The sequence below is a fragment of the Caballeronia sp. INML2 genome (assembly GCF_023631365.1).
GTDB classification, from domain to species: domain Bacteria; phylum Pseudomonadota; class Gammaproteobacteria; order Burkholderiales; family Burkholderiaceae; genus Caballeronia; species Caballeronia turbans.
Genome location: NZ_JALQDH010000088.1, coordinates 74,217 through 88,756 on the forward strand (window position 1 = coordinate 74,217; position 14,540 = coordinate 88,756).

The window sequence follows — 14,540 nt, forward strand, 5'->3', positions numbered from 1 at the left end:
CAAACAGCTGGGCATCGAAGGGTACTCAAGACAAGTCCCTTACGAGCGACTCGCTACAGAAAATATGGAGACAGTCGGTGAGGAAAGCCCTAACCCTGATAACGTGTTCCTTGTTGGCAAGCTCGGCACATGCACAAAGCGCCGTAACTTTGTACGGTCTGGTCTTCGAGGGCTTTGTCTATACGAGTAATCAGAAGGGATCGTCGGTATTTCAAACCGCTACGGCGTTGACGAATCCCAGCCGATGGGGCTTGCGCGGTGAGGAGGAACTCGGTGCAGGAATCAAGGCTGTCTTCACGCTGGAGAATGGATTTGACCCGAACAACGGGAAGCTCTCTCAAGGGGGGCGAATGTTCGGTCGTCAGGCTTATGTTGGCTTGACTGGGCCCTTCGGTGGATTGACGCTCGGCCGTCAGTACGAGCCGGTGTTCGAGTATATCGGGCTATCGAGTGCGACGGCGCAGTGGGGATTCTTTGGATCGCATCCCGGCGACTTCGACAACATGAACGCCACAGCCCGGATAAACAACGCAATAAAGTACGCAAGTCCCCGGTTGGGCGGCGTCGCGGTCGAAGGCGTGTTTGCTCCCGGCGGAACGCCAGGAAACTTTGGCAACAACCGCGTGTACAGCTTCGGAGTCGACTATCAAACAGGCCCGGTTAAAGCGGCGGTTGCCTTCGCCAATTTGAACAATCCGTCGGTCACCGCGTTCGACGGCAGCGTGTCTCCCGGCTCGCCTGGTTACAGCTCACCGGTAACGAGTCCGGTTTACCGAGGCTATGCGTCAGCTGCATCCTTGCAGATCTTCGGCGCTGCATTCACATACAAGATAGGTGACGGAAAGGTCGGACTTGTCTACACGAACACCCGCTTCGTCGATATCCGTCCGATCGCCGGTATCCCGTATCGGGAACCGCAGGTACGGATCAACAGCTACGAAATCAACTCGTTGTATCGACTGACGCCATCGCTGGCGTTGGCCGGATCGTACGATTTTACCGATGCGGACACGGCGCGATATCACCAGGTCGATCTCGGCGCGATCTATTCGCTGTCGAAGAGAACCGATCTCACTTTGGTCGGCGTGTGGCAACGCGCTGAAGGGATCGATTCGACGGGACAGAAAGCAGTGGCGAACATTACTGGTCTGACGGCTTCCAGCAACGCTACGCAGCTAGCCATCAGAGCGATGATCGCCCACAGATTCTGACGTGCTTTCCATACCCCTGATTGTCTCCGCGACGAATCTTTCAGAAGATCGAATCGTGCGCTAAAGAACCGCACAGAAAGGGGAAACGAGCACAGGCATGTGTTGGAGTTTGACGGCTGTAATTAAATTCGAAACCTGTAGACAGTGAAAAAACGGAGTTCAAAATGGCACGTCCTTTTATTTTGGGTATTGGTGGAACTCTGCGTGACGGCTCTACCTCGGAGAGAGCCTTGCGAATCAGCGTCGACGAAGCCCGGTCCAGAGACTGTGAAGTCGAGGTGGTGTCAGGCGACAACCTCGTATTACCAATGTATGCGCCCGGCGTAACGGCCACACATCACGGTGCGCGGCGCCTCGTCGAACTCATCCGTCGATGCGACGGAATCATCGTCTCGACACCGTCTTATCATGGCGGACTTTCTGGACTGGTGAAGAATGCGCTGGACTATCTCGAAGACTTGCGAGACGACAGCCGTCCCTATCTCGACGCGCGGCCAGTTGGATGCATCGTTTGCGCGGGCGGTTGGCAAGGAGTCGGATTGACTCTTACTTCTCTGCGATCGATCGTGCATGCGTTGCGCGGATGGCCGACGCCGCTCGGCGTAGGAATCAACACGATCATTCCGCCGGGCAGCGAAGTACGCGACCCCTTGACGGAGCAGGAAAAACTGCTTCGTGCGGTCGGGGAACAGGTCGCTGGCTTCGCCTGGAATCAGCGAGTGTCTTGCCGAGCCGAGAGCGATGCAGAAACGTGCTGAAGCTCCGGCACGACGATGGCAGGGTCGGCTGACTGCACTGGCCCTGCGCCGTCACTTGCATTCCGGTGCCTAACACCGACGTCTGCGAACGGAGGAACGACACCTGGCACGTACTTTTGATGTTGTCGATGTACCTGACGATCAAGGAACGAATGAAGCGTCCGCACCTTGACACTCGGATGCGAGCGGTGCTGAGATCGTCCCCCTCAAGGTGGCGACGCGCAAGGGGCTTGCGCATCGCGAGATCGAGCTCACGTCACTCCGCGACTTGAGATTCCGCACGGGGAGGGGTCTACCTCAACGCGCTCCGCTCACAAGCTCGGCGTAGTCCAGAGGGATTCTGAAATCCGACCCCTCGTTTAGCGTGCGTTCTTGAAAGACTATCGCTGAGGTTGGGCACAAAATTCAGCAGACTCACGAGCCTAAATAATCCGCGTTTTTTCATCCGAAGAGCGGGGGGATGTGTTATCTCAATATCGGTTTCGCGGTCACCGAGCGCGGGCGGGGTGCTCCTGCACAAAATGGATCGGCCGCCGGCGCCTTCGTTGATGTGCATGAATTCAAATGTTGTCGACTCTGATGCTCTGAGATCAAGCGATCGTGTTTATGTCATGGCGCGACGCGCGCCTACCGAAGAAGCAAAAGACTGGCTTCTTGCACCCCAACGATTGAGGACCTGGACGCGAACAGACGGCCGAAAAGCACAGGTGATTGAGCATAGCCTCCTTTCACCCAAGCGGTTTCCGATGCAAAAAGGGAAGAGAGAGTCGAGGCACTAAGTCAGAGCACTCGACGTGTCGCATCTGCGTACAGGTCCGCGTGTAAAGCGGTTCTATGCCTCGGCGGCTACCAAGCAACAGCCATTGGACCCGGGCGCTCCGTGCGACCGGCAAAGATTCACTCTGCCTATCTCACGCGGGGCTTTTACTACGCGCGATACGGTGCTCACCTGCCCACTGCGGCCAACTCAAGGAAACGACCATGAAACTGTACGTTCATCCGCTGTCCGGTCATTCTCACCGTGCCCGACTGCTGATTTCGCTCCTTGCTATTACCCATGAACTCGTCGAAGTCGATCTTGCCGCCGGCGCACACAAGTCCCCGGACTTCTTGAAGTTGAACCGTTTCGGTCAAGTTCCGGTGCTCGTCGACGGAGACGTGGCGATCGCCGATTCGAACGCGATTCTGGTGTATCTCGCGCGCAAGTCCGGCAGGACTGATTTCCTTCCGCAGAATCCGGTCGAAGAAGCCGCCGTACAGCGCTGGCTGTCGGTAGCAGCGGGCGAAATCGCTTTTGGGCCGGCGGCCGCGCGGCTCATCACCGTGTTTGGTGCCAAATTCAATGCCGACGAGGTCATCGCGCGCGCGCATCGTATCCTCAAATTGATCGATGAAGAACTCAGCGGTCGTGACTTCCTCGTCACGTCCAAACCGACTATCGCTGACGTCGCGTTGTATGGGTACATCGCGCGTGCGCCCGAGGGCAACGTGGACCTGTCCAGCTATCCAAACGTCAATGCGTGGCTTCGACGCATCGAAGCACTGCCGGGCTTCGTCGAATTTGCCAAGACGCCGGTCGGACTTGCCGCCGCTGCATGACTGCTCCCGCCGCGGAGACGGGTTCTTGCAACATCGAACGCGCATTTTCGATCGAGGAGATAGATCGTGAGTTCTGTATCGAGCCAAATCGGCTCGCCCTGGCATCCGGGCGAACTACAACTACAAGAGAAGGTCGGTGTAATGCAGAAGATGGACAGCGTGGGCCGGCGTTTCGTCCGGGATCACATGCCCGAACAGCACCGAAGCTTCTTTTCCCAACTTCCATTCATCGTCGTTGGCGCAGTAGCAAACGATGGTGACGTGTGGGCGTCCTACGGGTGCGGGCGACCGGGCTTCATGCGTTCGCCTACCGATCGGATCCTCTCTATCGATGCCGCGTTCGATCCTAATGATCCAGCCGCCGGTGGCATCGGTGACGGCGCGGCGCTCGGGCTGCTCGGTATCGAGCTGCACACTCGCCGACGCAATCGGCTGAATGGCATGATCCGCCAGCGGGCCGCGCGCGCATTCGATCTTGAAGTCGTGCAAAGTTTCGGCAATTGTCCGCAATACATCCAGTTGCGCGACTTTGAGTTCGTGCGGGATCCGGATGTCTTCTCGGAGACGGCGCCGATAGAATACGATCGCTTCGACGACCGCGCCCACGAGATGATAACAAGCGCCGACACGTTGTTTGTCGCCTCGTATCAAGGCGATGGCGACGCGCGCCAGGTCGATGTTTCGCATCGAGGCGGGAAGGCGGGGTTTGTGCGCATCGGCGATGACGGTGTGCTGACGATTCCCGACTTCGCTGGCAATCTGTTCTTCGCGACGCTTGGCAATTTTCTGGTCAATCCCCGCGCCGGCTTGCTATTCACCGACTTCGAAACCGGCGATGTCCTGCAAATGGCAGGCGACGCAGAGGTCGATCTCGAGTCGCCAGAGATCGCTGCTTTTCAGGGCGCCGAAAGGCTGTGGCGCTTCAAGCCGCGCAGAGTGATTCACCGCCGCGGCGCGTTGCCGTTGCGCTGGAAGTTTCAGACGAGCGGTTGGTCGCCCAACTCGCTTATGACAGGGAGTTGGGATGATGCAGCGAGCCGACTAAGGGCCTCAGACCTCGCGCGTTCATGGCGCCCTTTCAGGGTTGCGAAGATCGTCGACGAAAGCGCAGTGATCCGGTCCTTTCATTTGGAACCGATCGACGGTGCTGGGCTGATTCCGCACCTTGCGGGTCAGCATCTGCCGATTCGTGTCAGTATCGTGAGCGATGGCACGCCGATTCCGCGCAATTACACATTGTCGAGTGCGCCGTCGGACGGCTTTTACCGAATAAGCGTGAAGCGAGAAGGAAGCGTCTCATCATATCTGCACGACACCTTGCGCAATGGCGACGTGATTGAGGCGCGTGCCCCGGAGGGCCAATTCACGGTCGATGCACTCGAACGCCGGCCCGCAGTGTTGCTTGCCGCCGGTGTTGGTGTAACGCCGATGCTCGCCATGTTACGTCACATCGTCTACGAAGGCCTACGCAAGCGCGGAATTCGCAAGACGTGGTTCATACACTCGGCGCGTTCAATCAAGGACCGTGCGTTCAGCGAGGAGATCAGCCGTCTAGTGGCTTCCGCCGATGGTGCAGTGAAGGTCGTGCGCGCGCTGTCAGACCCGAGCGACGCGCGCGAGGGCGAAGACTTTGACGTTGCGGGACGTGTTGATATGAATTTGCTGCGTGCGACGCTTCCCTTTGACGACTACGACTTTTATCTGTGCGGGCCAGCGGGTTTCATGCGGTCGATTTATGACGGGCTGCGCGATCTCAACGTCGCAGACGCCCGCATCCACGTGGAAGCCTTCGGTCCGTCCGGCGTTAAACGGCGCACCGATGCGACGTTGAGCGTTTCCTTGCGCGCACCGGCAGATAAGCCGACGCCCGTCGCGTTCGTGAGGACAGGAAAGGAAGCGCGCTGGCAGCCGGATTCCGGATCTCTGCTTGAACTGGCCGAAGCACGTGGCTTGGCACCAGACTATGGTTGCCGGAGCGGCAGTTGCGGAAGCTGCCGGACGCGCATTGTTGAAGGCGCAGTGGCCTACACTGCAAGTCCAGAATTCAAGGTGCCGGAGGACGAGGCGTTGATCTGCTGCGCCGTGCCTGCACATCCCAGCTCGGGCGGTGGGGATCGTCTGCTGCTCGACGTTTGACAATACTGCTCGTCCCTTAGCGACTAGCCTCAAGTCCTCACCCTTAGAAAGGAATTGATCATGAAAGATGTCGACGCAGCGCGGCCGCCGTTTCCGCCCTTTTCGCTGGAAACCGCCATTGAGAAGGTGCGTCTTGCAGAGGACGGATGGAATTCGCGCAATCCTGAGAAGGTATCGTTTGCGTACAGCGCGGACAGCGTGTGGCGCAATCGAGCAGAGTTCGCTACGGGTCGCACTGCGATCGTGGCACTGCTTACGCGCAAATGGCAACGCGAGCTCGACTACCGTCTTATCAAGGAATTGTGGGCATATGAGGGCGCACGCATTGCCGTTCGCTTTGCATACGAGTGGCACGACGACGCGCAGAACTGGTATCGCTCTTACGGCAACGAAAACTGGGAATTCGGCGCCGACGGGCTTATGCATCACCGCTATGCCTGCATTAACGACCTGCCCATCAAGGAGAGTGAACGGAAGTTCTTCTGGCCGCTAGGGCGCAGACCCGACGACCACCCCGGACTGAGCGATCTGGGTCTGTAAGAGCCTGCCCCCGCCGCAACCATGCAGGAGTCTCATCGTCATGAACACTGCCTCCTATGTAGGATCTCCCGTCGAACGTGAAGCTTTGCTACGAAGGCTGGCCGGTGTCACGTTCGTGATCTTCTTCCAGGCTTACATGGTTGCCCCTATCGTGCCAGCGCTTTCGCACATCTTCGCGGCACCACAAACAGCTGTCGCTCACATCGTGCCGGCCTATCTTATTCCGTACGGTGTCGCGACGTTGATCTACGGCTTGGTTGCGGATTGGGCCGGCATCCATCGCGTGTTGTACGGGTCGCTCGCCGCGTTCGCAGGACTCACGCTCCTGAGCGCGAGCGCAACGAGTGTCGATCAGCTTGCGGCCTGGCGAATCGCGACGGGCCTCGGCGCAGGCGGCGTCGTGCCTCTTGCACTCGTCCTAGTCGGCCGCGCCTTTCCCTACGAACAGCGTGGGCGGCCGCTAGGCTGGCTTTTTGGCGCGATGGCAGGTGGCATGGCGTTCGGTTCCCCCTGCGGTGCCTTGCTCATGCCGCTCATTGGCTGGCGCGGACTGTTCGTCATGGTGGGACTTCTCGGCGCCATGCTTCTGCTTGTGCTGCTTCCTTATCGCAGATTCCTTGCAGCGGCGACACCACCACAAACCATAAAGCTTCCCGACGTTTTTTCTGGATACAGGCAGCTGCTCCGCAATGCTCGCGCTCGACGCACCTACGGCTATGTGCTGGTGAACTCGATGTTTCACTCCGGCGTCTTTACTTGGCTCGCGGTATATCTGGAACAGCGCTATCGACTTGATGCCGTGCATGTCGGCCTCGCCTTGCTCGGATACGGGGTTCCCGGTTTCCTGCTGGGGCCGTTTATCGGACGGCTGGCGGACCGGTATGGCCGCGCGCGCATCGTTCCGCTCGGTCTGGCCCTGAGCGCGCTGGGAGCGGCTGCCCTTTGCATGAGCGTGCCAGTGCAGGCAATTCCGCTCGTCGCGATGATCCTTTCGCTCGGATATGACATGACGCAGCCGCTTTTCGGCGGCATTGTTACTTCTCTTGGCGGTCAACGCCCGGGACAAGCAATGGGGCTCAACGTCTTCACGTTGTTCGTCGGATTCGGCCTCGGTAGTCTGCTCTTCGGCGTGATCCTCGCCCATGGATTTGAGATGGCCTTGGGCCTCTTCGCCGCCTGTGAACTCGTCGCCGCAGCGGTCTCATTGAGCCTGTTCAACTCTGAAAGGCGAACAGACGCAAGCGGTGGAAAGGCTGCTACGGCGGAAAGGCCTCGATGAGTTATCGACTTCCGATTGCGCACCCAAATATCGGCGCCCGGATGGAAGCCCGTAACGACCCGCGACGATACAGTATTGATTCGACCGCGCTCACATCGACGCTCCGGCTCCTTCAGACCAAGAGTCGCAGGCGGTTATAGCGCTCTACACACCAGACCTCAAAGAAAAGCGGGGTACAACATGAAGCGGCCAAATCGACTGTGGTCGGCTTGACCAGGAAATCCATATGGAATCCCTGTAAAACGAGCATGCTGTACCGGGTGAGGCGTCCGCGGGTCCGGCGCTACGCGAATCTGGGATAGGTCAGAGATGGGAATGAGCGGCGCGGTGGGAAGACGCGCCAGGTGCCGTCATCGTGCCGAAAGAAGTACATTTCCGCAGCCCTGCCGCTTTCCGAGGTTATGACCTTCACGAAGCACTCGTTCGTGCGTCCACGATTCTTAAACCGCAGTATGCGCACGAGCGCAGCAGGGGACGGCGAAAGCCAATACTCAACTGTCTTTCGCAGGGAATGTTTCCAGTCGTTCATCGATCTCTCCATATCGCGGCAGCTGCCGCTAGCGTGATGCGAGGTTCGCCGCACGGATCGGATGTTCGATTTACGGCGCAGGCACGAAATGTCGGCCACATAAATGCGGAGGCGCCAGATTGACGCAGTCCGCGTAGTATTATCAGACGATTGTCGTCTCGAGTTCGCCGAGCGCCTCGATCCATACCTTCATGACGTCGCCGCGCTTGAGGAACGTCCCAGTTTCCATGCCAACGCCGGCCGGGGTGCCGGTCAACAGAATATCGCCGGGAAACAACGTCATCCGCTGGCTCAGGTAAGCAATCTGGTCGGCCACGGAGTAGAGATGATTTGACGTATTCGAGTCCTGCTTGATCGCATCGTTGAGCCAGAGCTTGATGCCGAGCTTTTCCGGCGATGCCACGAACTGGGCTGGCGTGAAGTAAGGTCCGAGAGGACATGCGCCGGTAAAGCACTTGTGGCCGATCCAGTCGAAACGGAACGGCGACGATTCGTCCACCTTGTCGCGCTTAAGGTTATCCCGCGCCGATAGATCGTTCGCGATGCTGTAGCCCGCCACGTAGTCTAGGGCGTTTTCGACCGCGACGTTGTCCGCGCGCTTGCCGATGATCACTGCGAGCTCCGCTTCCCAGTCCAGCAACTGCGTGTGGCCCGGATACCTGACTTTCTGGCGGTGACCCGCTAGCGTGCCGCGTCCGGCTTTGATGAAATGCCAGGGCGGAATGCCGTCCCCGCGTGGGTCGAGCGTGATGCGCATGTTGAATGCGCGCGCCATGGCCTCCACGTGGTCCCGATAGTTTGCGCCGCATGCGTAAATGACACCGGGGCGGGTGACCGGTGCGTCGAACGAGAGGGCGTCCGCCTGAAGCCGCGCGGGCGCACTGTCAAAGGCGGCGTTGTCCAACGCCTGGACCAGGGCCTCCAGTTGCGCGTGAGCGCCCGCCCAGTTTCCGATCAGTTCATCGATACCGGCGTCCGAGCGATCAAAGAGCGCAGGACCCGCCCATGCAGAGTTGAGGGCCCGGAGGCTGAAGTGTTGTCCGCGATGCAGGAGACCCGGACAGGTGGCGCCTGACGAGTCGATGTAGGTGAAAAGCTGATAAGTCATCACATGCTCTCAGTCGATGCTGGCTCTCTGGTTTGACAGGGTGATCGTGCAGTTGAGGCTTCCTTCCATCAAAAGCCACGGCCTCAACTCCGCTTCGAACACGCCTTCGGCGATGAAGGGATCTTGTGCAATAAGGCGCTGCGCTTCCTCGATCGACGGCGCGCGCAGTATGCTCATGCCCCCTTGCGAACCGGGCGGGCCGTCGCCGGTGAACGGCCCCGAGAGGAAGACTTCGCCGGTACGCTCGGCCTCAAGCATCCACTCGATATGGCGCGGTAGCACATCGGCCACGCGCTTAAGATCGAGTGGCTTGCGCAACGCAACGTAGAACGTCTTGTTGAGCATGTTTCGCAGAACGGTCTGAAGGTCGCTCATGGTCGCTTCGAAGATTCAGGTGACAGTCGTGGGGGACGCAAGACAGCGCGATCAATCGGGTTCTTCAAAGTTCATGATGAATTCCTTGGGCGCCGGCATGCCCGACCAGACTGCTTCGAGTACGGCCCGTACTTCATTCTCCGTCGAACCCATCGGTGTCCAGTCCGCGCCTTCGGGAATCACGTCGATATCCCAAAAGTATTCGATCATGCTGTTCCACGGGTCGCGAATGTAGTGAAAGTAGTTCGATCCGGCGCCGTGCCGTCCGAGGCCATATCCGTCGCGGTATCCGGAGGCGAGCAAGTGCTGAGCGCCCATTTCGATCTCGTCGATGTCGCTCACCTCGAAGCTCATGTGATGTAAGCCGGTATGCGACGATTTGGCGATGCCGAGCATATGATGATCCCCACCGAATGGCGAGCGCATGAACGCGATGATGTCCAAAGCACGGTCGGAAATCAGCAGGCCGAGCACGTCGGTATAGAAACGTACGGCACGGTCGACGTCCGGCGAGAACTTGATGAGGTGCCCGAGACGGCGCGGACGCGTGCGCTTTTGCGACGACGTTGCATCACATGCCCGCACGCCGAGACGACGGTAGCGCTGCGGTGAATTCACTTCTACCGGGGCGGGCAACGTCGAGGGCACATCGTCGGCCTCCTGCACGTTGATCCAGTCGCCGTCCGGATCCTTGAACCAGATGCCGTCGAAGGGCACGGCAAAAGGCGCATCGTGCAGTTGAACGTCAGCCGCTTCGAGCCGCGCGCGGAGTTCGGCAAGGCCACACTTTGGCGTGCCGAACGATACATAAGCGAGGCGCTTCTTCGGACCTTGAATGAGACGGACTTGGTCCTGGTCGCGACCTTCGCAACGACAAACCAGATGGCCTTCGGACATGCGGGTCTCGAGGCCGGCGCATTCATAGAAAGCTCGACCGATTTCGAGCGAAGGAACGATCAGTCCTATGTGGTTCAGGCTGTGGATCATGTCGGCCTCAGCGGATAGGAGAGAAGGGCGCAGGCATCAGCAGTTCGCTGCGCTGTTCGATTACATATGACCCGGCTTTTGTGAGAAAAGCCCGCCACGCCTCGGACTGCGACAGCGCCCGGCGGCGTTGAAGGCGGTCCTCGAAGGTCTCGAAGCCCCACAGCTGTACGACACGGTTAAGCTCGCCGGTCTCTGTGACGAAATACCCGACCAGGTTGCCGAGCGCTTGGGCTTGCACGTCAAGTCCGTCGGACTGATAGAGCGCGAGGAACGGTTGCACGGTTCCGGGCTTAAGGGTGTAGGTTCGTTGCTCGATGATCATGAAATATCCTCACGCGTTTCTGGACTCTTGCTCGAGTAATGTGATGACCGCTGAGATGTCCTTCTGCCCGATGCCCTGATCGACGGCACGGCGAAAGTACGGTGCAGCGGCTGAAAAGAGCGGCATGGCGCTGCCGGTCTCGCCCGCCATTTCAGAGGCAAGATGTAAATACTTCTCCAACGCCGTGAAGGGGCCTGGCGCGGGCTCAAAGCGCCGGTCCGCCATCATCGGAGCGCGGATGTTGAACATGGTCGAGGCGCCCGCGCTTTTGCCGATCGCCTCCACCAGCACATGCGGATCGATGCCCGCGCGCACGCCGAGATTCATCGCTTCAGCGGCCGCGAGGGTATGCACTGCGAGGAGCGCATTCGCGATCAGCTTCATGCTCAGCGCGGCGCCGATCGGTCCGAGGTGGAACTGGGTCGGCGCGATCAGATCGAGCACGTCCTTGCAGCGGGCGTAGAGTTCCTGTGATCCGCCGACGAAGAGTGCCGCCTTCTTCTGCAGCACCATCGGCGGTGAGCCGCTCACTTCGCATTCGAGCAAATCAAGGCCGGCGTCCCGCAGGCGCTGTTGCATCTCGAGCTTGAATGCAAGGCTGTACGTGCCGAGCTCGACGACAATCTTGCCTCGCACGCCCGCTTCCAGGAGTCCGTGCTCGCCGCCGAGTACCTCAAGCTGCGCCTCCTCGCCAGGCAGACAGAGCAGCACGATGTCTGCGTCGCGCAGAAGCGTCGCAGGATCTGCAACGGCAACGCCGCCTATATTGCGGAATTCCTCCATGCTGCCACGTGCAACGCCCAGCACACGCGCTCCGGCCTGGACCAGATTGGACGCAACGGGGAGGCCGAGTTGCCCTAGGCCGATCATTCCCACTGTCTTCATGCCGCTGTCTCCTTCTTTATCGATCTGATGTGTTTGACGAAATTCTGATCGTGAGGTTGAACGCCGTCGAGGAAGTGGCGCTTATTCAAATGGATAAATGTGATTTATAGCCCGCCGAGGGCCGTTCTGAACGGGAACTTCGGCGCAGACGTGTAAACCCCAGTGCATGCCTGCCACCGGTCGTCTATAAACTGGATTAATAGCTGCAACGAGTCGAGCATTTCAAGTGAGAGACAGCTGGCAGAAATGAAAGACCTCAATTTGCTTTACGTTTTCGAGGCCATGTGGCGTGATCGGTCCGTCACGGCAGCGGCCGAGAATCTCGGGCTGACGCAGGCCGCCGTCAGTGCGTCGCTCAAACGGTTACGGGAAACGTACGGAGACAAGCTTTTTGTGCTTGTCGGAAGGCGGATGGAGCCGACCGCAGTGGCGCTGGAGCTAGCCGGGCCATTGATCGAATCGCTCAACCTTGTGCGCGGCACGACAGGCGTGCCACAGCCCTTTCGGCCCGAGAAATCAGATCGAACGTTCACCATTAGGACACGCGACATCGGCGAGGTCGTCCTATTGCCGATGCTATATCGAGAGCTCCAACGTACAGCGCCCGACATCAAACTGCATACGATGTTCACGCGCATCGAAGACACGATTCCAGCGCTCGGTAACGGGCGGATCGATGTGGCGGTGGGTTATCTGCCGACGCTTGAGCAGGACATTCACCGCAAACCGCTTTTCAAGCAACGTTATGTCTGCGTGATGCGAAAAGGTCATCCGCTCGCACACGGAACGCTGGATGCGCATGCATTCGGTCAGCTCGATCATTTGCTGGTCGAATACGGCGGCAGCGGGCATCTGTTGCTCGAACGGGCATTATTCGAAGCAGGGGCCAAGAACCGCATAAAAGTGCGCATCCCGCAGTACCTTGCCGCGCCACATTGCCTACTGAGTTCGGATCTCATCTGGGTAGCGCCCGAGATCCTCGCCGCCACGTTGAGCCGTCATTTTCCATTGACGTACCGGCCCGAGCCTCTCGGGCTCGAAGCGTTCGAGATCGCGCTGTACTGGCACGACCGTTACCATCACGACCCAGCAAATCGCTGGTTCCGGTCGTTAATTGTCGACCTCTTTCGCAAGGAAATCTCAAAACCGATGTCAGGTGGCCGAGAGATGTCAGGCGACCGCGACCTCGAAGTTCTTGCCAAGCCCTTCCAGCCGTCAGACATGGGTGACGAACCTCGCTACCAGGCCTAAGCCATGGGTGCAGTGCACCCGTGGCATGGTTGTTCAACGAGCTAGAAGTGCTTAGCGATGCGTCTTGCTGCGGGCTATCGAATGGCGTCACGCGGAGAATGCTTGGCAGAGGAACTTTGTCTCCATGAACTCGTCGATGCCTTCACGCGCACCTTCCCGGCCAACCCCTGATTCCTTGTAACCGCCGAACGGTGCGACTTCGGTTGCGATCATGCCAGTATTGATGCCGACGATGCCCGCGTGCAATGCACGGGACACGCGGTGGATGCGCGAAGCGTCACGGCTGAACAGGTAGGATGCGAGGCCCATGCGCGTGGCATTGGCGCGTGCGATCAATTCGCGCTCGTCGCTGAAAGTGGCGAGTGCCAGCACTGGCCCGAAGGTCTCCTCGCACGACATCGCCATGGACTCGGTGATGCCGCTCATCAGGGTGGGCTCGAAGAAGTGGCCCTTGCGCTGAGCACGCTTGCCGCCGGCAAGAAGAGATGCACCGAGTTCCAGCGCGTTTTCGACATGCCGCTCGATCTTGCGAAGCGCCTCCTCGCTGATGACCGGGCCGAGCGTAACGCCAGCCTCCGTGCCGTCGCCAAGTTTGAGCGATTCCATCGCCTTGAGCATGCGCGCGACGAACTCGTCGTGCACAGAAGCCTCGACCAGAAAGCGATTCGGCGCGATGCACGTCTGGCCAGCATTGCGGAACTTGGCGAACAGTGCGCTGGACACGGCGACGTCGAGGTCGGCATCGGCAAAAACGATGAACGGCGAATTGCCGCCGAGTTCGAGCGATACCCGTTTCATCGTCGCCGCGCATTGCGCGGAGAGGATCTTGCCAACTGAGGTCGATCCCGTGAAGCTCAATTTGCCAACTGCCTCGCTGGAGGTCAGCGTCCGTCCGATCGCCTCGGCCGCGCTGCGGTCAGCAGTGACGACGTTGAGCACGCCTGGCGGAATCCCCGCGCGTTCAGCGAGTGCGCACAGCGCGAGTGCGGACAGCGGCGTGTGCTCGGCGGGTTTGAGCACCATCGTGCAGCCAGCGGCGAGCGCGGGCGCGGCCTTGCGGGTAACCATCGCAGAGGGCAGGTTCCACGGCGTGATGCCCGCGGTCACGCCGATCGGCTCCTTCACCGTCGTGAAACTCATGTTGCGGCGCGCAGCAGGAATAGTGTCGCCGTAGGTCCGACGCGCTTCTTCCGCGAACCATTCGACGAAGGACGCTGCGAAAATCACCTCGTTCTTCGCATCCGACAACGGCTTGCCCTGTTCGCTCGTCAGGATTGCTGCGAGTTCGTCCGCATGGTCAACAATGAGACGCGCCCACTTTTTAAGCGGCCCGGCACGCTCTGTGGCCGTGCGCTCGCTCCACTCGTCGAATGCACGTTGCGCGCTCGTGATGGCGTGCTCGACATCCTCGGCCGACATGTGTGGCACGGTGCCGACGAGTTCGCCGGTGGCTGGGTTGCGGACCTCGAATGTCTCGCCGCTCAGGGCAGCGACCCATTCGCCACCAACATAAGCGCGGTCGTGCAACAGGGTTTGATGGTTCGATTTCATTGTTTCCTT

General features: G+C 59.4%; 13 protein-coding genes. 7 read left to right on the forward strand and 6 right to left on the reverse strand.

The window, feature by feature from the left end; genetic code table 11:
- The first annotated feature begins 77 nt into the window (after window positions 1-77).
- From NCT32_RS29740 to NCT32_RS29765, 6 genes are all read left to right on the forward strand, one after another.
- On the forward strand, window positions 78-1,211 hold the full coding sequence (locus NCT32_RS29740; protein ID WP_061119844.1) for a porin: 1,134 nt from the start codon (window positions 78-80) through the stop codon (window positions 1,209-1,211).
- A 164-nt stretch (window positions 1,212-1,375) separates the two neighbouring features.
- Entirely contained in the window at window positions 1,376-1,969 is a 594-nt protein-coding gene (locus NCT32_RS29745) for an NADPH-dependent FMN reductase (RefSeq protein WP_250478154.1), read from the forward strand.
- A 981-nt stretch (window positions 1,970-2,950) separates the two neighbouring features.
- Complete coding sequence (locus NCT32_RS29750) at window positions 2,951-3,568, forward strand: glutathione S-transferase family protein (RefSeq protein ID WP_053572482.1); 618 nt, start codon at window positions 2,951-2,953, stop codon at window positions 3,566-3,568.
- Window positions 3,569-3,634: 66 nt separating this feature from the next.
- Window positions 3,635-5,704, forward strand: coding sequence for a pyridoxamine 5'-phosphate oxidase family protein (locus NCT32_RS29755; protein WP_250490906.1), 2,070 nt, complete (start codon window positions 3,635-3,637; stop codon window positions 5,702-5,704).
- Window positions 5,705-5,764: 60 nt separating this feature from the next.
- Window positions 5,765-6,244 (forward strand): nuclear transport factor 2 family protein, encoded by a 480-nt coding sequence (locus NCT32_RS29760; RefSeq protein WP_061119745.1) that lies wholly within the window; start codon window positions 5,765-5,767, stop codon window positions 6,242-6,244.
- 40 nt (window positions 6,245-6,284) lie between these two features.
- Window positions 6,285-7,523, forward strand: coding sequence for an MFS transporter (locus NCT32_RS29765; protein ID WP_250490907.1), 1,239 nt, complete (start codon window positions 6,285-6,287; stop codon window positions 7,521-7,523).
- Window positions 7,524-8,194: 671 nt separating this feature from the next.
- Here NCT32_RS29765 and NCT32_RS29770 read toward each other — a convergent pair.
- The 5 genes from NCT32_RS29770 to NCT32_RS29790 form a co-directional block, all read right to left on the reverse strand.
- Window positions 8,195-9,160 carry a fumarylacetoacetate hydrolase family protein gene (locus NCT32_RS29770; protein WP_061119747.1) on the reverse strand — a complete coding sequence of 322 codons (966 nt, stop codon included), beginning with the start codon at window positions 9,158-9,160 and terminating at the stop codon, window positions 8,195-8,197.
- Between the two features lie 9 nt (window positions 9,161-9,169).
- Window positions 9,170-9,535, reverse strand: a complete 366-nt coding sequence (locus NCT32_RS29775; protein WP_053572488.1) for a YciI family protein — start codon at window positions 9,533-9,535, stop codon at window positions 9,170-9,172.
- Window positions 9,536-9,586: 51 nt separating this feature from the next.
- The gene (locus tag NCT32_RS29780) at window positions 9,587-10,432 is read right to left on the reverse strand and encodes a VOC family protein (protein WP_250490908.1); all 846 of its coding nucleotides are present in this window, start codon (window positions 10,430-10,432) and stop codon (window positions 9,587-9,589) included.
- A gap of 97 nt (window positions 10,433-10,529) precedes the next feature.
- Entirely contained in the window at window positions 10,530-10,844 is a 315-nt protein-coding gene (locus NCT32_RS29785; protein ID WP_061119750.1) for an NIPSNAP family protein, read from the reverse strand.
- Between the two features lie 9 nt (window positions 10,845-10,853).
- Window positions 10,854-11,729: an NAD(P)-dependent oxidoreductase gene (locus NCT32_RS29790; protein WP_061119751.1), complete on the reverse strand. Its 876-nt coding sequence runs from the start codon at window positions 11,727-11,729 to the stop codon at window positions 10,854-10,856.
- Window positions 11,730-11,975: 246 nt separating this feature from the next.
- On the opposite strand from NCT32_RS29790, the gene NCT32_RS29795 reads away from it, so the two are divergent.
- Window positions 11,976-12,980: a LysR family transcriptional regulator gene (locus NCT32_RS29795; RefSeq protein WP_061119752.1), complete on the forward strand. Its 1,005-nt coding sequence runs from the start codon at window positions 11,976-11,978 to the stop codon at window positions 12,978-12,980.
- 87 nt (window positions 12,981-13,067) lie between these two features.
- Here NCT32_RS29795 and NCT32_RS29800 read toward each other — a convergent pair whose 3' ends face one another.
- A complete protein-coding gene (locus NCT32_RS29800; RefSeq protein WP_250490909.1) occupies window positions 13,068-14,531 on the reverse strand; it encodes an NAD-dependent succinate-semialdehyde dehydrogenase in 1,464 nt (487 codons plus the stop codon).
- Window positions 14,532-14,540: the final 9 nt, after the last annotated feature.